This window comes from Xenorhabdus kozodoii (genome assembly GCF_002632875.1).
GTDB lineage: Bacteria > Pseudomonadota > Gammaproteobacteria > Enterobacterales > Enterobacteriaceae > Xenorhabdus > Xenorhabdus kozodoii.
In genome coordinates this window covers 12,663-31,370 of sequence record NZ_NJCX01000006.1, presented here as the reverse complement: position 1 = coordinate 31,370, position 18,708 = coordinate 12,663, and the positions used below count along the sequence as shown (strand labels likewise).

Annotated in this window: 15 protein-coding genes, 1 pseudogene and 1 CRISPR repeat array; of the genes and pseudogenes, 8 read left to right on the top strand and 8 right to left on the bottom strand. The window is 43.1% G+C overall.

The window, feature by feature from the left end; all coding sequences use genetic code 11:
- Positions 1-4: 4 nt before the first annotated feature.
- A complete protein-coding gene (gene selD, locus Xkoz_RS05115) occupies positions 5-1,048 on the bottom strand; it encodes a selenide, water dikinase SelD (RefSeq protein WP_099141145.1) in 1,044 nt (347 codons plus the stop codon).
- A 31-nt stretch (positions 1,049-1,079) separates the two neighbouring features.
- Entirely contained in the window at positions 1,080-1,631 is a 552-nt protein-coding gene (locus Xkoz_RS05110) for an NAD(P)H nitroreductase (RefSeq protein ID WP_099141144.1), read from the bottom strand.
- A gap of 167 nt (positions 1,632-1,798) precedes the next feature.
- Between Xkoz_RS05110 and sppA the strand changes: the two genes are divergently transcribed.
- The 3 genes from sppA (at position 1,799) to pncA (ending at position 5,465) form a co-directional block, all read left to right on the top strand.
- Complete coding sequence (gene sppA / locus Xkoz_RS05105; RefSeq protein WP_099141143.1) at positions 1,799-3,676, top strand: signal peptide peptidase SppA; 1,878 nt, start codon at positions 1,799-1,801, stop codon at positions 3,674-3,676.
- Positions 3,677-3,785: 109 nt separating this feature from the next.
- Positions 3,786-4,805: an asparaginase gene (gene ansA, locus Xkoz_RS05100; RefSeq protein WP_099141142.1), complete on the top strand. Its 1,020-nt coding sequence runs from the start codon at positions 3,786-3,788 to the stop codon at positions 4,803-4,805.
- A 24-nt stretch (positions 4,806-4,829) separates the two neighbouring features.
- A complete protein-coding gene (gene pncA / locus Xkoz_RS05095) occupies positions 4,830-5,465 on the top strand; it encodes a bifunctional nicotinamidase/pyrazinamidase (RefSeq protein ID WP_099141266.1) in 636 nt (211 codons plus the stop codon).
- A gap of 139 nt (positions 5,466-5,604) precedes the next feature.
- Here the strand turns inward: pncA and Xkoz_RS05090 are convergent, their stop codons facing one another.
- Both Xkoz_RS05090 and msrB read right to left on the bottom strand, forming a co-directional pair.
- A complete protein-coding gene (locus tag Xkoz_RS05090) occupies positions 5,605-5,886 on the bottom strand; it encodes a YeaC family protein (protein WP_099141141.1) in 282 nt (93 codons plus the stop codon).
- Between the two features lie 154 nt (positions 5,887-6,040).
- Entirely contained in the window at positions 6,041-6,454 is a 414-nt protein-coding gene (gene msrB, locus Xkoz_RS05085) for a peptide-methionine (R)-S-oxide reductase MsrB (protein ID WP_099141140.1), read from the bottom strand.
- A 342-nt stretch (positions 6,455-6,796) separates the two neighbouring features.
- Between msrB and gapA the strand changes: the two genes are divergently transcribed.
- Together gapA and Xkoz_RS05075 are read left to right on the top strand one after the other, a co-directional pair.
- Complete coding sequence (gapA, locus tag Xkoz_RS05080; protein WP_099141139.1) at positions 6,797-7,792, top strand: glyceraldehyde-3-phosphate dehydrogenase; 996 nt, start codon at positions 6,797-6,799, stop codon at positions 7,790-7,792.
- Positions 7,793-7,920: 128 nt separating this feature from the next.
- Positions 7,921-8,799, top strand: coding sequence for a D-hexose-6-phosphate mutarotase (locus Xkoz_RS05075; protein WP_099141138.1), 879 nt, complete (start codon positions 7,921-7,923; stop codon positions 8,797-8,799).
- Positions 8,800-8,869: 70 nt separating this feature from the next.
- Here Xkoz_RS05075 and dadX read toward each other — a convergent pair whose 3' ends face one another.
- From dadX to fadR, 3 genes are all read right to left on the bottom strand, one after another.
- Complete coding sequence (gene dadX / locus Xkoz_RS05070; protein WP_099141137.1) at positions 8,870-9,937, bottom strand: catabolic alanine racemase DadX; 1,068 nt, start codon at positions 9,935-9,937, stop codon at positions 8,870-8,872.
- A 27-nt stretch (positions 9,938-9,964) separates the two neighbouring features.
- Complete coding sequence (locus tag Xkoz_RS05065) at positions 9,965-11,266, bottom strand: D-amino acid dehydrogenase (protein WP_099141136.1); 1,302 nt, start codon at positions 11,264-11,266, stop codon at positions 9,965-9,967.
- Positions 11,267-11,848: 582 nt separating this feature from the next.
- The gene (fadR, locus tag Xkoz_RS05060) at positions 11,849-12,568 is read right to left on the bottom strand and encodes a fatty acid metabolism transcriptional regulator FadR (RefSeq protein WP_099141135.1); all 720 of its coding nucleotides are present in this window, start codon (positions 12,566-12,568) and stop codon (positions 11,849-11,851) included.
- A gap of 269 nt (positions 12,569-12,837) precedes the next feature.
- Between fadR and nhaB the strand changes: the two genes are divergently transcribed.
- Together nhaB and dsbB are read left to right on the top strand one after the other, a co-directional pair.
- Positions 12,838-14,382 (top strand): sodium/proton antiporter NhaB, encoded by a 1,545-nt coding sequence (nhaB, locus tag Xkoz_RS05055; RefSeq protein WP_099141134.1) that lies wholly within the window; start codon positions 12,838-12,840, stop codon positions 14,380-14,382.
- Positions 14,383-14,555: 173 nt separating this feature from the next.
- Complete coding sequence (gene dsbB / locus Xkoz_RS05050; protein WP_099141133.1) at positions 14,556-15,074, top strand: disulfide bond formation protein DsbB; 519 nt, start codon at positions 14,556-14,558, stop codon at positions 15,072-15,074.
- A gap of 366 nt (positions 15,075-15,440) precedes the next feature.
- Positions 15,441-16,018: direct repeats of the CRISPR family, unit length 29 nt; unit sequence GTGTTCCCCGTGCTTACGGGGATAAACCG.
- A 119-nt stretch (positions 16,019-16,137) separates the two neighbouring features.
- On the opposite strand, the pseudogene Xkoz_RS22560 reads toward dsbB, so the two are convergent.
- Positions 16,138-16,524: pseudogene (locus Xkoz_RS22560) on the bottom strand (helix-turn-helix transcriptional regulator); the annotation flags it as partial.
- A 779-nt stretch (positions 16,525-17,303) separates the two neighbouring features.
- Here Xkoz_RS22560 and Xkoz_RS05035 point away from each other — a divergent pair.
- Positions 17,304-18,614: a TonB-dependent receptor gene (locus tag Xkoz_RS05035; protein ID WP_244183399.1), complete on the top strand. Its 1,311-nt coding sequence runs from the start codon at positions 17,304-17,306 to the stop codon at positions 18,612-18,614.
- The last annotated feature ends 94 nt before the right edge of the window (positions 18,615-18,708 follow it).

Below are 18,708 nucleotides of genomic sequence, written 5' to 3'. Positions count from 1 at the left end.
GGAATTATTCAAAAACTTCAATGAGTGCCCTGTCTGAACTTGGTTCAGTCAGTTCACCAACAGCAATAAAATTAATATTGTGGCTTCGTGCAATGGCTTTCGCCTCTTCCACGGCATCCGGTAAAATCGCCAGCAATAAACCACCCGAAGTTTGTGGGTCACACAGGAGATGACGTTGATGGGGAGTCATCTTCCCAATTAAGTGCCCATAACTGTCAAAGTTGCGTCCTGTGCCACCAGGTACGCAACCTTTTTCGATATAAACATCAACATTTGGCAATCGCGGAATTTGTGAAAATTTGACGTTGGCTTGAACGCCTGAGCCTTCACAAATCTCACTCAAATGCCCTAACAAGCCAAAGCCTGTGACATCCGTCATCGCTGTAACGCCATCAATTGCCGCAAAATCTGTCCCCGCTTTATTCAACTGGCACATCATTTCTTTCGCCATGCCTTGGTGTTCAGGTTGAAGCAAACCTTTCTTCTCGGCCGTAGTCAACACGCCAACGCCCAAAGGTTTAGTCAGGAACAGGAGGCTTCCCGCTTTTGCCTGGTTATTACGCTTCACACGTTCAATATTGATGATACCTGTCACCGCCAAACCAAATATGGGTTCAGGTGCATCAATAGAATGTCCTCCCGCCAGGGAAATACCCGCTTCTTTGCAAACAGCCCGGCCTCCCTCAATGACTTTTTGCGCAATTTCAGGCGCCAGTTTATTAATTGGCCAGCCTAAGATCGCAATTGCCATGATCGGCTTTCCACCCATCGCATAGATATCGCTGATGGCATTGGTGGCCGCAATACGGCCAAAATCAAAAGGATCATCAACAATAGGCATAAAAAAATCCGTAGTACTCACGATGCCTGTGCCATTACCAATATCATACACAGCAGCATCATCACGGGTTTCATTGCCGACTAAAAGATTAGGATCGAGGAATTTTGCCTGTTCACTGTGCAAAATCGTTTCCAGCACTTTAGGCGAAATTTTGCAGCCACATCCGGCACCATGGCTATATTGGGTCAGACGGATTTCTGTTGACATGAGTCACTCCAGTTAAAAAGTCACTGACAAATTAGAAATAACTGACAAAATTTGTCAAATCTGGTGTTGCGACTTTTGCTGGCGCCCTAAGTTCTGGCGTTCCTAAATAGAGGAATCCAACAATTTTGTCATTTTCCCCACATCCCAAACCCGCCCTGACAACGGGATCTTCTGTCCATGAACCTGAACGCCATATCCCGCCGAAACCTTGGGCGACGGCGGCCATCTGCATGGCATGAACAGCACACCCCGCAGCAACGACTTGTTCCCATGCCGGAACTTTTACATGGTCAACCACTTTGGCGATAACAGTAATGATCATCGGTGCCCGGTAAGGGGCATTTTTTGCCTTCTCTTCAACTTCTTTTCCTAAGCCGCCTTCAATGGCCGCTTTTTCAAGGAGATGACTGAATTTATCCATGCCTTCCCCCTGCATCACAACAAAATGCCAAGGACGCAAAGCCCCATGGTCAGGCGCCCTCATCCCGGCTGCTAAAATATGTTGTAATTCATTTCCTTCTGGTGCGGGGGTTGTTAAACGCGAAACTGAACGACGATTTAACAAAAGTTCCAAAGCATTCATTATTTTCTCCTAAATAAGATAATCTGTCACAAGCCAACATTCTCTGTTTATTCGTTAATGAATGAAAGCACATAAACTGTTTTTTCAATCATTAACATGATTTCCGGCTGACATTTCTAACCAAGCTGATTAGGATAACCCCATTTGATACCATAACCGGAGACAATATGCGCACTTTATGGCAATTCACGGCGGCATTATTTAAATGGAGTTGGAAGCTCCTCAATTTTGTGCGCCAATTTATTTTCAATCTTATTTTTATTCTGTTAATTGTGGTTGTCGCTTTTGGCGTCATCGTTTATCACCAACAATCCAAACTTGATGATAACTATCACGGAGCATTATATGTCGACCTGTCTGGTATTGTTTTGGATCGCGTCACTGCCCGCAATCCTCTTGAACAATTCGCAAAAAATCTTCTTGGGTCTTCCAGTAACAATGATAAAGAAACTTCTGTGTTTGACGTTGTTGACAGCATTCGTCGCGCAAAAGACGATCCCCAAATTACAGGTATGGTATTAAAGCTGAATGATTTCATCGGCGCAGACCAGACTTCCATGAGATATATTGGTAAGGCTATCAACGAATTTAAAGCAACCGGTAAACCTGTTTTTGCAATTGGTGATTATTACAGCCAATCACAATATTATTTAGCCAGCTATGCCAATAAAATCTACCTATCCCCATTAGGGGCTGTTGATATCCGTGGTTTCTCCACCAACCATTTATATTACAAGTCATTATTGGATACATTGAAAGTATCTACCCATATTTTCCGTGTGGGAACCTATAAATCCGCCGTTGAACCCTTATTGCGTGACAATATGTCAAAAGAAGCCCGTGAAGCTGACAGCCTCTGGCTCAACGAACTTTGGGATAATTACTTAAATGCCATTGCAGTTAACCGGCATATCCCTGTCGATCAAGTCTTCCCCGGCGCAACAAATTTTATCGAGAAACTCCGTAAAGTGGGTGGCGACTCTTCACTGTATGCGTACCAAAACAAACTGGTGGACACTATTGCGCCACGCGGTGCCGTTGAGAAGGAAATGCGGGAAAAATTCGGTTGGAATAAAGAACAAAAACATTTCAATTATATTAGCATTTACGACTACATTGGCCTGAAACCCGTACAAGATACAGGTAATAAAGGTAACATTGCTGTCATTATTGCTGACGGGGCAATTTTAGAAGGCAAGCAATTACCCGGTATTGTTGGCAGTGACACCCTTGTTGAACAACTGCGTACAGCGCACCATAACCCCAATATAAAAGCGATCGTACTACGAATAAACAGCCCTGGTGGCAGTGTTGGGGCATCTGAAATTATTCGTAACGAGTTGGTTGCTATCCGAGATGACAAGACAGGAAATGCGAAACCTATCGTTGTTTCAATGGGCGGGGTAGCTGCCTCAGGCGGTTACTGGATCTCTACCCCTGCGAACTACATTATCGCTGATCCGAGTACATTAACCGGCTCCATTGGTATTTTTGGTGTCATGCAAACCTTTGAAAAGAGCCTCAATTACGTTGGCGTGAATACTGATGGTGTTTCAACAACCCCGTTTGCCGATATTTCTGCAACCAAAGGTATCAACCAGCCGTTTTCCGATGCAATACAGCTAGCTATTGAGAACGGCTACAGTAGATTTATCAAGCTGGTTGCCAATGCCCGCAATAAATCTCTGGATGAAATCAATGACATCGCCCAAGGACGTGTTTGGAGCGGCATTGATGCCAAAAAACATGGCCTGGTCGACCAACTGGGTGATTTTGATGATGCCGTTAAAAAAGCCGCTGAATTGGCAAAGGTTAAAAATGCCTCACTGGACTGGATGCAACCTGAGCTTTCATTCTCTGAAAAATTCATGATGGGAATGTCTTCATCTGCGCAAGCACTATTGCCCAATACCTTGCAGTCAATGTTGCCAGCACCACTGGCCGAAGTCGCTCAGGATGTGAAAAAACAAGCGGTATTTTACAACAGGATGAATGATCCACAGAATATCTATACATTCTGCCTGAATTGTGTCGATATCCGTTAAAACAACTCACGCAGTTTCTGCCAAATTTAAAGCCTGATCTCACCATCAGGCTTTTTTTATTCTTGATACTCCCTATAATCCGGTTAAATGTTTTTATTGAGGCGTTACCATGCAGAAGAAATCGATCTATGTTGTTTACACTGGCGGTACTATTGGGATGCAACATTCTCCCAATGGATACATTCCCGTTTCCGGTCATTTACAGCAACAACTCGCCAAAATGCCAGAATTTCACCGTCCAGAAATGCCAACATTCACAATCCGTGAACACCACCCCCTGATTGATTCTTCTGATATGAGTCCTGACGACTGGGGCATTATCGCAAACGATATCTATCAAAATTACCATGACTATGATGGCTTTGTGATCCTGCATGGTACGGATACCATGGCCTTCACCGCGTCAGCACTCTCCTTTATGTTCGAAAACCTTAATAAACCTATTATCGTGACAGGGTCACAAATACCCCTAGAAGCACTGCGTTCCGATGGACAAACCAATCTCCTAAATGCACTGTATCTTGCAGCGAATTACCCTATTAACGAAGTTAGCCTGTTTTTTAACAATAAGTTGTTTCGTGGAAACAGGACAATTAAAGCCCATGCTGATGGCTTTGATGCTTTCTCATCACCTAACTGTTCACCGCTCATCGAAGCTGGAATAAGTATCCGTACCTTTAAAACAAATCCCATCCCCGTTAGTCATGATGAGTTTGTTGTTAATCCAATCACATCACAACCGATTGGTGTTATAACCATCTATCCGGGATTGTCCAGTCAGGTGGTAGAAAATATTCTGATGCAACCGGTCAAGGCATTGATTTTGCGCTCATATGGTGTTGGCAATGCGCCTCAACGTGCGGATTTGCTGCAAACGTTAAAGAGTGCCACCGAGCGGGGCATTATTGTGGTTAACTTGACACAATGTATTTCTGGCCGGGTCAATATGGAAGGCTATGCAACGGGGCATTCTCTGGCGGCATCCGGTGTTATCAGTGGCTATGACATGACTTTTGAGGCAACTTTAACGAAATTGCACTATTTATTGAGCCAATCTTATACACCTGAAGAGATCCGCTACCTGATGCAACAAAATCTGCGAGGGGAATTGAGTTATGCCAATGAATAATCAACAGGTAAATCGAGAAATATGATGAAAACAGCACTATTACTGATTGATCTGCAAAATGATTTTTGTACCGGGGGGGCTTTGGCAGTCAAAGAGAGTGATGCAGTGATTAAAGTAGCCAATAACGTTATCGCACGATGCCAGGAAAACAATATCACTATCATCGCAACTCAGGATTGGCACCCAGCTAACCACCTGAGTTTTGCGAAAAACTCAGGGCAAAAAGTCGGTGAATTGGGGGAACTCAATGGCATTCCTCAAGTATGGTGGCCGAACCATTGTGTCCAAGGCGAGTTTGGTGCAGCGTTGCATCCTTTGTTAAACCAATCTGCGATTCAAGCGATCTTCCAAAAAGGTGAAAATCCCCAAATAGATAGCTACAGCGCATTCTTTGATAATGACCATAAAAGTAAAACCCGTCTGGATGATTGGTTAACAGAGCAGAATATCCAACGCCTCTTCGTCATGGGCATCGCCACCGATTATTGTGTGAAATTCACTGTACTTGATGCTTTGGCGCTAGGTTATGAAACCTATGTCATTATTGATGGCTGCCGTGGCGTCAATATCCAGGAAGAGGATAGCCAACAAGCACTTGAAGAAATGGCCAGAAAAGGGGCTAAGTTAATCTCACCAAGTGAGATCAGCGCCATGTTATGACATGGGCAAAATCCCCCATCCAGCGACTCAAAATATTTAATAAATTTAATCAATACACCTGGTTAATATTTATTATTAAGGTAACTAGAAATGACCTCGTCCTTACAGGAATAGAACGAGGTTTTCAATTCAGGCCATTTCAATCTTCCGACTGGGGTTTTAATTTTGTCACCATTTCGGACTGAAAGATCACCTTTAACTCCTGTTTGCTTTTTATGGTAATTTGACCATCTGTGCCAATCGTCATATGCTCAGGATCATGATTATATTTTGCTTGCCAAAGCATCACCGCCTGTAGACTGTATTCTTTCTGCTCTGGCGTGAGTGGTACACCATCCTGCCATTTTCCGAGTTCAACAGCCTGAGCTAATCGTTGATAAATTTCAGGTGTCATGGTGGAGAGTAAATCATCCAACTTCATCAAAATTTCCTTAAATAGCTATATGCATTATTTCAGTATATGCACGACATATTTTACTTGTACAACTATAAGCTCAAATGCTCTACCCCAAATAGGCTGAATCGTTTTTTCATTCAGCTTATTAAGCGAATATTTCCAAATTCCAGATATAACATTAACCCGTTGTTTCTTCGCCTGTTTCTTTATCAATAAAATGCAGTGCCGCTGAATTAATACAAAAACGTTCTCCTGTCGGTTTAGGCCCATCGGGAAAAACATGTCCCAAATGTGCCTGACATTGGCTACAACGCACCTCTATTCGATGCATATTATGCGAATAATCATCAATGTACGTAATTGAACTATCACTAACAGGTTGGTAAAAACTCGGCCATCCACACCCTGAGTCAAATTTCGTATCAGAAACAAATAAAGGCTGACGGCAACACAGGCAATAATAAATACCCTCGTTTTTGTTGTGCAGTAGTTTTCCTGAAAATGGCGGCTCAGTGCCTGCTTCTTGTGTAACATAGTGCTGAATTTCACTAAGCTGTTCTATAAAAAGGGAAATATTTTGACTTTTAGCCATAATGACCACCTTTGAAGGCCAATATTTTCAATAAAAAATCATCGGAAGCAACAAAAAATTAACAACAAAATATCAAAATGCATTCTAACCCATTCAACATAGCAATTTGCTTTACTAATTGTGATTAATCTCACATATCTAACCGATGGTAACTTTAAATATCTCTTTATGCCCCGATAATGGTGTGCATGGAACTTGTACTGGCTGTACAACAAGCATCTAAATAGTGATTATTTAATTGATCTTTTTCAATTGTTGACACGATTCCGCTTGACGGCTGGCAAGATTTTGGTAACTTTAGAAACAACTTTTAATTCACTAAAAAATAGCTGGTGGAATACTATGACTATCAAAGTAGGTATTAACGGTTTTGGTCGTATCGGCCGTATTGTTTTCCGTGCTGCCCAAGAGCGTTCAGACATTGAAATCGTTGCAATCAATGATCTGTTGGATGCAGAATACATGGCTTACATGCTGAAATATGACTCAACCCACGGCCGCTTCAACGGTACTGTTGAAGTAAAAGACGGCCAGTTGGTTGTTAACGGCAAAACCATCCGTGTAACATCTGAAAGAGACCCAGCTAACCTGAAATGGAACGAAGTGGGTGTTGATGTTGTTGCAGAAGCAACCGGTATCTTCCTGACTGACGAAACCGCACGTAAGCACATCGCTGCCGGCGCGAAAAAAGTTGTTCTGACTGGCCCATCTAAAGACAACACGCCAATGTTTGTTATGGGTGTCAACCACAGTGCCTATGCAGGCCAGGATATCGTCTCCAACGCATCCTGCACCACCAACTGCCTGGCTCCACTGGCTAAAGTTATCAATGACAAATTCGGCATCGTTGAAGGTCTGATGACGACAGTTCACGCAACCACTGCAACCCAGAAAACGGTTGACGGCCCGTCAGCAAAAGACTGGCGCGGTGGCCGTGGTGCGGCACAGAACATCATCCCATCTTCCACTGGTGCAGCAAAAGCCGTAGGCAAAGTTATCCCAGAACTGAACGGCAAACTGACGGGTATGTCTTTCCGTGTTCCTACTCCTAACGTATCGGTTGTTGACCTGACGGCACGTCTGGCTAAACCAGCAACTTACGCAGAAATCTGTAACGCCATCAAAGAAGCCGCAGAAGGCGAACTGAAAGGCATTCTGGGTTACACTGAAGATGACGTGGTTTCCACTGATTTCAACGGCGAAAAACTGACTTCGGTATTTGATGCAAAAGCCGGTATCGCGCTGAACGATAACTTTGTAAAACTGGTTTCTTGGTATGACAACGAAACCGGTTATTCCAACAAAGTTTTGGATCTGATCGCACACATTTCCAAGTAATTGAATTTTTATCCACGTGCAAAAGCCATCTGTTTACAGGTGGCTTTTATATTTATGAAACTAAGATATTGAGCTATTCTTGTCCCTTGGTTCAACTACCAATTTAAGTTTGCATAAGGTTGTGACAGATGCTTGATAAAATTTTCTCATTACCGGTTGTAGAACAACTCTCCCCTTATATCAGCCAGCGAAACATTGATGATTTTCCGTTAATTGTTGTTTCCCATCCTAAAGCTCGCGGGGTGATCAGTATTCAAGGTGCACACTTGATTACCTGGCAGCCCAATAACGAAAAGCCCGTATTATGGGTCAGCGATAACTCCCTTTTCCGTGCAGGCACTGCCATTCGTGGTGGTATTCCCATCTGTTGGCCTTGGTTTGGTCCATCTGCGGCTCCCAGCCACGGATTTGCACGGATATTACCTTGGGAACTCAAAGCGCATGATGAGAATGAAAATGGTGTTATTTTGACCTTCACATTGCAAAATAGCCCATTTACCCATAAGTTATGGCCACATGAATTCACGCTGATTGCCCGCTTTAAATTAGGGGAAACTTGCGAAATAGAGTTAGAGTCCCACGGTGAATATCAGGCTACATGCGCCCTTCACTCTTACTTCAATGTCAGTGACATCAACCAAATTCAGGTGAGTGGCCTTGGTGCACATTTTATTGATTCCCTCGCCGATAGGGAGCTGTATCTTGATGAAGATTTAATCTTCCGTGGAAGAACCGATCGCATTTATACAGAGCCAGACGATTTTAGCCTGCTCAGAGATCCGCTATGGAAACGAACAATTGAAATACACCACTATCACCATAGCGATGTCGTCTGTTGGAATCCTGGCGCAGCGCTTTCCAGTAGCATGCAAGATATGGGTAAAGAGGGTTATAAGAATATGGCTTGTATCGAGACTGCACGGATCAATAACCCATTGCGGCCTAAAAATGGCAACCCTGACAGGCTCTCTGTTGTTATCCGCTGTCGTAAATTCTCAAGAGAATAATCAAGAAACCCATAAAACAGGCATTTATTCCAAAACCAAGGATAGCAATGCCTGAATTTTAAATCATGGATTAAACGACAGTAACAGGAACACGCTTCGCTAAAGCACATAAAAGCTCATAACCAATGGTTCCTGCTGATTTTGCGACTTCATCTACGGGTAGATTTTTTCCCCACAATTCGACAATACTGCCTATGTTTGCCTGGGGGCACGGAGTCAAATCAACCGTCATCATATCCATTGATATAGCCCCCAATAACTGGGTACAAACACCATCAACCATAACAGGTGTTCCCGTTGGCGCATGTCGTGGATATCCATCCGCATAACCACAGGCAACTGTACCGACACGCATAGGTTTCTCGGTCGTATAGCGGCTGCCATAGCCAATTTTTTCGCCTTTGGGAAGCTCATGTATTGCAATGATTTCACTTTGCAACATCATGGCGGGTTGCAACCCAATATCAGCAATATCACGCCACCTTCCACTCGGTGATGCGCCATAAAGAATAATCCCCGGCCGCACCCAATCGCCATGTGTTTTCGGATGCCACAACACCGCGCCAGAATTCGCCAGACAATGAGGAAGTGAATTCATTTGCAGACGTTCAATCACCGCAAACTGTTCGTCAATACCCACTTCATTGTCCGAATTGGCAAAATGGGTCATTAAGGTCACTGACCGAATATTTTTAATGCCTCTTACTCTTGAAACTATCTGCGGATATGCTTTTGGTGTGAACCCTAATCGATTCATACCGCTATTGAGTTTCAAATAAATATCAATGGGGTTATCTAATTGGTTTTTTGCTATCTCATCGAGTTGCCAATAACTATGTACTGCGGTTGTCAAACGGTACTTATTGATAATGTGCAAATCCGCAGGTTCGAAAAAGCCTTCCAATAGCAAGATTGGCCCTTGCCATCCCTGCTCCCTTAAATAAATAGCTTCATTCATGTCAAGCAGTGCAAATCCATCCGTCTGCATGAGTGATTGCCATATTCTGTCCAATCCATGCCCATACGCATTCGCTTTTACTACCGACCAAATTTTACTGTTACCCACTTGTTGGCGAATAACCGACAAATTATGGCGCAATGCATCGAGATGGATCGTCGCCAAAATAGGACGTGGCATTACGACCCCTTTTTATAGTTTATTAATTTATGCAGTGTGCAAATGTGGCTTCACTGGAGACACCTTAATATTGAAGCCATCAACGTATCTGAATACAGAGAGATCATCTGCCGCAATATCAGGCTTTTTGCCAGAGATTAAATCAGCCAATAACTTCCCTGAACCACAGGCCATCGTCCAACCGAGTGTTCCATGACCGGTATTTAAATAAAGATTCGCATATTGGGTTGGCCCCACAATAGGAGTCCCATCCGGCGTCATAGGGCGCAAGCCCGTCCAAAATGAAGCCTTCGCAATATTACCACCGTCGTGGTAGAGATCCCGCACAACCATTTTTAACGTTTCGCAGCGATCCTGGAGAACCTTCAAATTAAAGCCAACCACTTCCGCCATCCCACCAACGCGAATACGATGATTAAAACGTGTAATAGCAATCTTATACGTTTCATCCAGCACAGTTGAGACAGGCGCTTTTGATTCGTCCATGATGGGCATCGTCAACGAATAACCTTTTAACGGATAAACCGGAATTTTAACCCGATCTTTCAATAATTCCGTGGAATAAGCGCCCATCGCGACCACATAGTGATCCGCTGTCATGATGCCATCATCACATTGAATACCTGTCACTTTATTCCCGTCCATCAAAATTTGTTTGACTTGCTTATTGAAGATAAACTTCACGCCAGCGTCTTCCGCCATTTTAGCCAGCGTTTTGGTAAAAATCTGACAATCCCCCGTTTCATCATTGGGTAATTGCAATCCTCCTGTTAGTTTATGGGAAGCATTGGCCAGTGCCGGCTCCACCGTAGCCAATTGTTCCGCAGTCAATAATTGATAGGGAACACCTTCTTGCTCTAATACTTTGATATCATTGGCGGCATTATCAAATTGCTGGGTGGTTCTGAACAATTGCAGGGTTCCCCCCTGACGCCCTTCATATTGGATCCCCGTATCAGCTCTTAACTGTTTAATACAATCCCGGCTATATTCGGCTAACCGTACCATCCGGCTTTTATTCATCGCGTAATGGTTTGCATCACAATTGCGCAGCATTTGCCACATCCAGCGTAATTGAAACAAAGAGCCATCAGGGCGAATAGCAAAAGGGGCATGACGTTGAAACATCCACTTTATGGCTTTCAGTGGGATACCGGGTGCCCCCCAAGGCGTTGCATACCCTGGTGAGATTTGGCCGGCATTAGCCGCGCTCGTTTCTTCCGCTGCACTATGTTGGCGATCAACGACAATAACTTCATGGCCTTCCTGTGCGAGATACCATGCACTGGTTACGCCAATAACACCGCTGCCTAAAATAAGGATCTTCATTCTATCCCCCCTACTGGTAAGTGACATTTTCAAGCATAATATGCTAATCACAAAAATCCAATACAGAATAATAGACTGCGACACAATTAATTAACTTTTAGGATTTAAGTCACATTTATATTACAACTTGCGAAAAACACATCTCGTCAAAAAATGGATTTAACCTTAAAAAATCATTAAAATTTAATTAATTAAAATAGATAAAAATTCTGTTTACCCCCCTTAACCTCTACCTGACAGAGTCATTTTTATGGCTAAAAAGAAACATTGCATTCACAAAATCAGTTTTTATAAAAACCCAAATAAATTAAAATTTATAGAATTTTGTATAATTTCACTCTTAATTAAGTAGAATAATAATTTAAAAAATTGGATTACACAGTTGGAAGGGTTAAAAATAGCCCACATGTATGAAGCGATGATTAGGGAATTGCCCCAGAAATATAGATAATTCGGCATCATATGATTACGCATCATATGACCAAACCATGATACAACTACATAACTGGGGTAAATAAATACAACTAATCGTGAGAGGTAGTCAAAAAACGAAGTGTTTAGCCCGCTTAAGAAGTGCTTGCGTTAATTCGATCTTTCCGTCAATTCATTGATCATAATACTTTGCATACCATGCCAGATAATACCACTCTCTTTACCATAATTACGCACACAATCCATGATATTGTCATAGGATTTTTCCCGGCATAGTGAACTTAATTGCTGGTAGAAATTCAATGCTAGCTTACGCGCTTCAGGGCTGGAAAAATAATAACGACCAACGCGGGTATACAACCCTCTTAGCCCATTAATAATCAAACCATAAATTGGGTTTCCTGACGCAAAAGCCAGGCCACGGAAAATGTCATAATCCACAGAGCTGAAAGCCTCAGCGGTATCTGCCACTCTTTCTTTTTCCGCCAGAATTTCCAATGATTTTTCAGGATTGTTCCTGAATGCGGTACGGATAAAGATGGCTGCGATATTCGTGCGCACCGCCAATAGGTTATCAATCAACTGGGGAACGCGATCATGATCAAGGCGCGCCAAAGTTTCCAGAATATTCAGGCCGGATGTTTCCCAAAAATTATTAACCTTGGTGGGTTTCCCATGTTGGATAGTCAACCAACCATCACGGGCAAGGCGCTGCAACACTTCACGCAAGGTTGTGCGGGTGACACCGATCAATTCAGATAATTCACGTTCTGCTGGCAGTATCGTGCCGGGAGGAAAGCGATTATTCCAAATACTTTCAATGATATACTCTTCCGCGAAACTCGCAGGACTTTGAGCCTTAATTACCATAATTTTAATTATTCCAAAGCAGTTTTCTTGGCTAATAATAGCTCTTGATCATACCAGAATGTGCCTGTGCGACATAGTTGCCTGCTCGATAAACCGTGAAAGGGTGAAAGGGCTCATAAAAATGCAATTATTCGTGGATTAATTATGAGCTAATGCCCTTAAATTGCTATCAGGTTGAGCGTACTATACCAACATGTTTCGATATGTTGTTTGGATTTATAGCGACTTAGATTTTTTTCACCTATTTACAAAGAGGAATGTTAATAATAATGGAAATCAGTATCCGACGTGCAGTGATGAAAAACTTTCTCGGCAACTCGCCGGATTGGTACAAACTCGCTATCATTGTTTTTCTGATCGTTAATCCACTGGTCTATTTCTTTGTTAGCCCCTTTGTTGCTGGTTGGATGCTCGTTATTGAGTTTATCTTCACACTGGCAATGGCATTAAAATGCTACCCTCTGCAACCTGGGGGGATACTCGCCATTGAAGCCGTCATCATTGGAATGACTTCACCAAAGCAAATAGGCCATGAAATTGCCAACAATTTGGAAGTCATTTTACTGTTGATTTTCATGGTTGCAGGCATTTACTTTATGAAACAATTATTGCTGTTTGTTTTCACAAAACTGCTGTTAAATATCCGTTCCAAAAAAATGCTGGCACTGGCATTCTGTCTGGCGAGTGCTTTCTTATCCGCTTTCCTTGATGCCCTGACCGTAATTGCAGTAGTTATCAGTGTTTCAGTCGGGTTTTATGCTATCTATCACCAATTTCTTTCCCACAATGACAGCGCTGAACTGAATGATGATAAGTTCATTGACAGTGAAGATAAAAGACAGACGCTGGAACAGTTCCGTGCATTTCTGCGCAGCCTGATGATGCATGCGGGAGTTGGTACCGCTTTGGGTGGCGTGATGACTATGGTTGGTGAACCGCAAAACCTGATTATTGCCAAACACGTCGGCTGGGACTTTGCCACATTTTTTCTTCGAATGTCGCCAGTCACCATTCCGGTGTTTATTTGTGGCTTACTGATCTGTTTGCTGGTCGAGCATTTTAAACTGTTTGGTTATGGCGCTGAGTTGCCTGAGCGTGTGCGTTCTGTCCTGGAAAATTATAACCAAAAGGCCAGCGAAAAACGCACTCGCCAAGAAAAAGCTCAGCTTTTTGTTCAGGCATTGATCGGAATTTGGCTGATTGTGGCACTGGCTTTTCATTTGGCCGAAGTGGGTTTGATTGGCCTATCAGTCATTATTTTGGCGACGGCATTCTGCGGCGTCACTGAAGAACACGCGCTGGGTAAAGCATTTGAGGAAGCCTTACCGTTTACTGCATTGCTAACCGTGTTCTTCTCTGTGGTTGCCGTAATTGTTGATCAGCAATTATTCACCCCATTTATTCAATTTGTTTTGCAATCTTCACCTGCTTCACAGCTTTCCTTGTTCTATTTATTCAACGGCTTACTCTCCACAGTTTCTGACAACGTCTTCGTCGGTACGGTTTATATTAATGAAGCGTTGATTGCCCTAAAGAGCGGTTTGATTTCACAGCAACAATATGAATATTTGGCTGTTGCTATCAACACAGGGACGAATCTGCCGTCTGTAGCAACTCCTAATGGGCAGGCCGCATTCCTATTCCTACTGACTTCCGCCCTGTCCCCGTTGATCCGTCTCTCTTATGGTCGTATGGTCATGATGGCTCTGCCTTATACGGTTGTGATGACACTGGTGGGGCTGTTATGTGTGGAATTCTGGTTAGTACCAGCCACTGAATATTTCGTCAAACTCGGTTTAATCACCCCACTATAATTATTAACTGAGATGATCGACCTACCGGATAGTGTGGTTTTACATACTATCCGGCTTTTATTAATCACTTCTCGGAAAAAATGGCTCAGTTGATTTTAATTTTATTTTTTTATCGTTAATGAAACGGCACAATAAGCCAATTGTTTATCTTGAAAAGATGGGAAGAAAAGAAAATGTTTCAATTCTTAAAACAGCGTTCCCAAGGGCGAGGCGCATGGTTATTGATGGCGTTGACCGCTCTTATTCTGGAAGTAACCGCGCTCTATTTCCAACATGTCATGCAGTTACAGCCCTGTGTCATGTGCATTTACGAGCGTGCTGCACTGTTTGGTATTTTAGGGGCTGCGCTGCTAGGGGCAATTGCGCCTAAAACGCCTTTGCGCTGGTTGGCGATCTTGCTGTGGATTTACAGCGCATGGCAAGGTTTACAACTGGCATGGGATCACACCATGATGCAGTTATACCCTTCCCCGTTTAATACATGTGAGTTTTTTGTCCAGTTCCCCTCTTGGTTACCGTTGAACGATTGGCTACCTTCGGTGTTTCAGGCGTTTGGTGATTGTTCGATGAAACAGTGGGCGTTTTTAACGCTGGATATGCCACAATGGTTGATTGGTATTTTTGCGGTCTATTTACTGGTGGGCATATTGGTGCTGGTGAGTCAGGTTGTTAAAACCCAGCATAGAGCCTGAGTAAGAAAGACCCTTTTTACAGAGAGTATTAACGTTTGCCCTAAAGGGGTCATAAAGGCTCCTTTAATACCTTTCTAATTCAGCCTTATCAGAGCAATTTTCTCAATTCTATTTGTTCGATTCCTATTCCTGCCTTTTATGTTGTCTGACGATCATCAAACGCCAGCAAGTAATGATTGAGATTACCATGATGGAGATTTCACAATTTGATAGATGAAAATTAAAAATATGGATGAAATGCGATCTGTATTGCAGAGGAAGAATCGGGAAAAATAAAAGCAAAAATTTTACTGAATTATAGGCTGAAAAAATGGTAGAATTTTTACGCTTGAAAAATTTGTTATAAAACAAACGGATAACGTTAGAGTGTTCCCCGTGCTTACGGGGATAAACCGCCAGAAACCGCATTCTGACCGGTACGATTGAGGTGTTCCCCGTGCTTACGGGGATAAACCGCCACTTCAACGTCGTGAATCAGGTGTCTGAGCGTGTTCCCCGTGCTTACGGGGATAAACCGATACCATGATGATCCAGCGCGTTGAGCAATCCGTGTTCCCCGTGCTTACGGGGATAAACCGAAAACAGTTCTGTGCAACTGTCTATCGATGTGGTGTTCCCCGTGCTTACGGGGATAAACCGAATTAAAACGTTTTGTGTTTATTTTAACACAGGTGTTCCCCGTGCTTACGGGGATAAACCGATACATTGCGCCCTACATTGGAGAGTCTCGAAGTGTTCCCCGTGCTTACGGGGATAAACCGCATCGGTTTTGTGCTTAACGTCCATACTGCTGGTGTTCCCCGTGCTTACGGGGATAAACCGTCGGAACAGCACACTACCTACTGTTTAGACCCGTGTTCCCCGTGCTTACGGGGATAAACCGGTGCCTTTCCCCGTCCCGATACGGCTGCGCCAGTGTTCCCCGTGCTTACGGGGATATTTCCTGTAATTCCTTTTCCGTTGTGATATTGTCTTTCCGTAACGTGTGATTCACAGCATATTTTGCTTGCCATGTTTTAGGGTTGATTAAGTAATGTTGCCGAAAACGTTTAGAAAAATGACTTGGGCTGGAATAACCCACTGCGGCTGCGACCTCAATGACACTCATTCCTTTCTTCAACAAATCTTCTGCTGTGGTCATACGGACGTTTTCCAGATACTGGTGGAAAGTACGGAAAACAACCGCACGGAATCCCTCTTTTAATTTACGCTCATTCAAACCCACGGCTCTTGATAACGATTTTATCGTCCAAGGATAATGATAATCGCTATTAATTATTTTTATCGCATTATAGACAGCACGCCGCTGCAAACCGCTAATCACATTAAATTGGCAATCGTAAATTTGGGCAGTCACACAAGCAAGAATTTCTAATGCCTTGGCTTTTAAATAAACCTTTCTGACACTGCCAGTTAATTGACATTCTTCTATTTGATTAACTATCTGCATAAAGGGGGGATAGATAGGGCTAGACATCATTAAGGCATCGCTATAACTCGCATTTTTTTCAAAACCCGCCGTTAATTTGGCAAAAGATGGCAACTCCTGAGCTTCAATTTCGTTCAGAGAGAAACGGATATCAAGAATTCGCCAGGTTCCGCAACCAAAGAAATTCATACCACGCGTCTTCGTAGGCGAATAAAAAAATATCATCGTTCCCGGATTAATATCTAAAACCTTGCCATTCTCAATAGCCATTTTTCCCTTCCCGCTGAGAATAAAGGCGATTGACACTGTTGGTGGCCCTTCACAATATTCTGTAAAATCCTTACTTAATTCAAGATAGATACGGTTGATGTGAATCCCATCGGATAACTCCTCTGTCAGCAATGAAGGCCTTGTATTATTTTCCTCTACGGATGAACGCCTATTATTGCAATGGTCCGTCGCGAAAATCCCCAATGTCTCGCTATAGATCGTCTTCATGAAATCCCCTGTAAAATCAGCACCAGACGCCAACCATTTCAAAAAAACGCTTTCCAAAATAAAAACAGCATGTTGTGCGCGTTAAAGGCATTATTCTTTTATTTTATATATTTATATACCAATGTGAATATCACGCAATTTACCATTAATGAGAATCATTATCAATAGTACGTATCGCGCTACTTTTGTCCCTATCCCGTTAGCTCTCCTTTGCTATTCCCGTTAATTTCACTAGATATGTTTTCGGATTTACCACATTTGACCTTTTTAAAATATAACTTGGAAAGGCATAAAGAGTATTTATGAAAAAAAAATATGCTAAAGCGTCTGTCTTATGTTGCCTGCTTTCACCTGTTGTGGTCTGGGCGGAGCATTCACCCGAAGCCACAGAGGATGTTTTGATTGTGACAGCTAACAAACGGGCAGAAGCATTAAATAAAGTTAACGGCAGCATTTTGGTAAAAACTGGCGAGGAACTTGAGCAAGCGGGTATCACCCAAGTGCAGGATCTTGAACGTGCTTTCCCTGGCTTACAAATCCGCACCCGCGGTAACCGCGCCTACTCGGCAACCACAATTCGGGGTATCAGTTCACCTGATTACTATTCCCCTTCCATTCGTATTTATGTTGATGGCGTTCCTCAGGATCACCAGTTTCTGACACAAGAACTGATCAATGTCGAACGTGTAGAATTATTACGTGGTCCCCAGAGCACCTTATATGGTGGGAATGCCCAAGCTGGTGTTATCAATATCATCACTCGTTCTCCTAAAGAAGGCCCTTGGCTTAACCTTTCTGGTAACTATTCTAAGTTTAAACAGGGAGGTTCTTTCAGCGGTTCAATGCCTCTGGTTGAAGATATTCTCTATGGCAGCATGAGCCTACGCTGGGTAAAAGAACCAGGACAACTTGATGATCCAAATCGTGGCGCTAAAAATATTGACTCCAGCAAGACCTGGCTCGGTAAAGGAAAACTGGCATTTGCGCCGGAAGATTCCCCTTTCAGTGCTGAACTGAGCTTTGCTCATGAAGATCTCAACTCACACAAAGAGATTTACTTAACCGACGAACAGTTCCGTCGGAAAGAATATAATGGTTCTATCCCAGATTTAACACGGCGCGTAGACAGCTATGCACTCAAGGCTGAATATGATTTTGGTAACAACGTACTGACCAGTGTTACTGCTTATCAAGATCGCGACATTTTTCGTGACTTTATCGGGGGTAAATGGAAAGAGAAACATCATGCCACAACCCAAGAGTTGCGTTTAAATTCCAACTATTTAAATAGGATGACCAGTGTTCTTGGTGGTTGGTTCTCAGATGAAACTAACACGCATCATACTAGCTATAATGGTGCACGTAACAAAATCAAAGGAAAATCGCTCGCCCTATTTGGCGAAGTTAAATTGCCCATTACGTCTCAATGGGATCTTACCCTTGGTGGTCGTTTATCTCATGAAAAATCTCAGATCGACTATTTAGGATCTGACATCATGCAGATTGGTGCTTTTGATAACCAAGTTTCCAGCAACGAATTTATCCCTAAGGCAGCCCTGGGCTGGCAATTGACACCTGATAGCCGCTTTTATCTCTCTGCCACCAAAGCATAGGTATCTACACATCTCCGAGCTGACCCAATGCTCTTGCGGCTAAGAGGGTCAGTTCCTCGGGGGTATACTCGGATAGCAACATTAATGTGTTCAG

Excerpts from the sequence above, each read along its gene's own strand:
- selD (WP_099141145.1), bottom strand. The coding sequence starts at position 1,048 with ATGTCAACAGAAATCCGTCTGACCCAATATAGCCATGGTGCCGGATGT.
- Xkoz_RS05110 (WP_099141144.1), bottom strand. The coding sequence starts at position 1,631 with ATGAATGCTTTGGAACTTTTGTTAAATCGTCGTTCAGTTTCGCGTTTA.
- sppA (WP_099141143.1), top strand. The coding sequence starts at position 1,799 with ATGCGCACTTTATGGCAATTCACGGCGGCATTATTTAAATGGAGTTGG.
- ansA (WP_099141142.1), top strand. The coding sequence starts at position 3,786 with ATGCAGAAGAAATCGATCTATGTTGTTTACACTGGCGGTACTATTGGG.
- pncA (WP_099141266.1), top strand. The coding sequence starts at position 4,830 with ATGAAAACAGCACTATTACTGATTGATCTGCAAAATGATTTTTGTACC.
- Xkoz_RS05090 (WP_099141141.1), bottom strand. The coding sequence starts at position 5,886 with ATGAAGTTGGATGATTTACTCTCCACCATGACACCTGAAATTTATCAA.
- msrB (WP_099141140.1), bottom strand. The coding sequence starts at position 6,454 with ATGGCTAAAAGTCAAAATATTTCCCTTTTTATAGAACAGCTTAGTGAA.
- gapA (WP_099141139.1), top strand. The coding sequence starts at position 6,797 with ATGACTATCAAAGTAGGTATTAACGGTTTTGGTCGTATCGGCCGTATT.
- Xkoz_RS05075 (WP_099141138.1), top strand. The coding sequence starts at position 7,921 with ATGCTTGATAAAATTTTCTCATTACCGGTTGTAGAACAACTCTCCCCT.
- dadX (WP_099141137.1), bottom strand. The coding sequence starts at position 9,937 with ATGCCACGTCCTATTTTGGCGACGATCCATCTCGATGCATTGCGCCAT.
- Xkoz_RS05065 (WP_099141136.1), bottom strand. The coding sequence starts at position 11,266 with ATGAAGATCCTTATTTTAGGCAGCGGTGTTATTGGCGTAACCAGTGCA.
- fadR (WP_099141135.1), bottom strand. The coding sequence starts at position 12,568 with ATGGTAATTAAGGCTCAAAGTCCTGCGAGTTTCGCGGAAGAGTATATC.
- nhaB (WP_099141134.1), top strand. The coding sequence starts at position 12,838 with ATGGAAATCAGTATCCGACGTGCAGTGATGAAAAACTTTCTCGGCAAC.
- dsbB (WP_099141133.1), top strand. The coding sequence starts at position 14,556 with ATGTTTCAATTCTTAAAACAGCGTTCCCAAGGGCGAGGCGCATGGTTA.
- Xkoz_RS05035 (WP_244183399.1), top strand. The coding sequence starts at position 17,304 with ATGAAAAAAAAATATGCTAAAGCGTCTGTCTTATGTTGCCTGCTTTCA.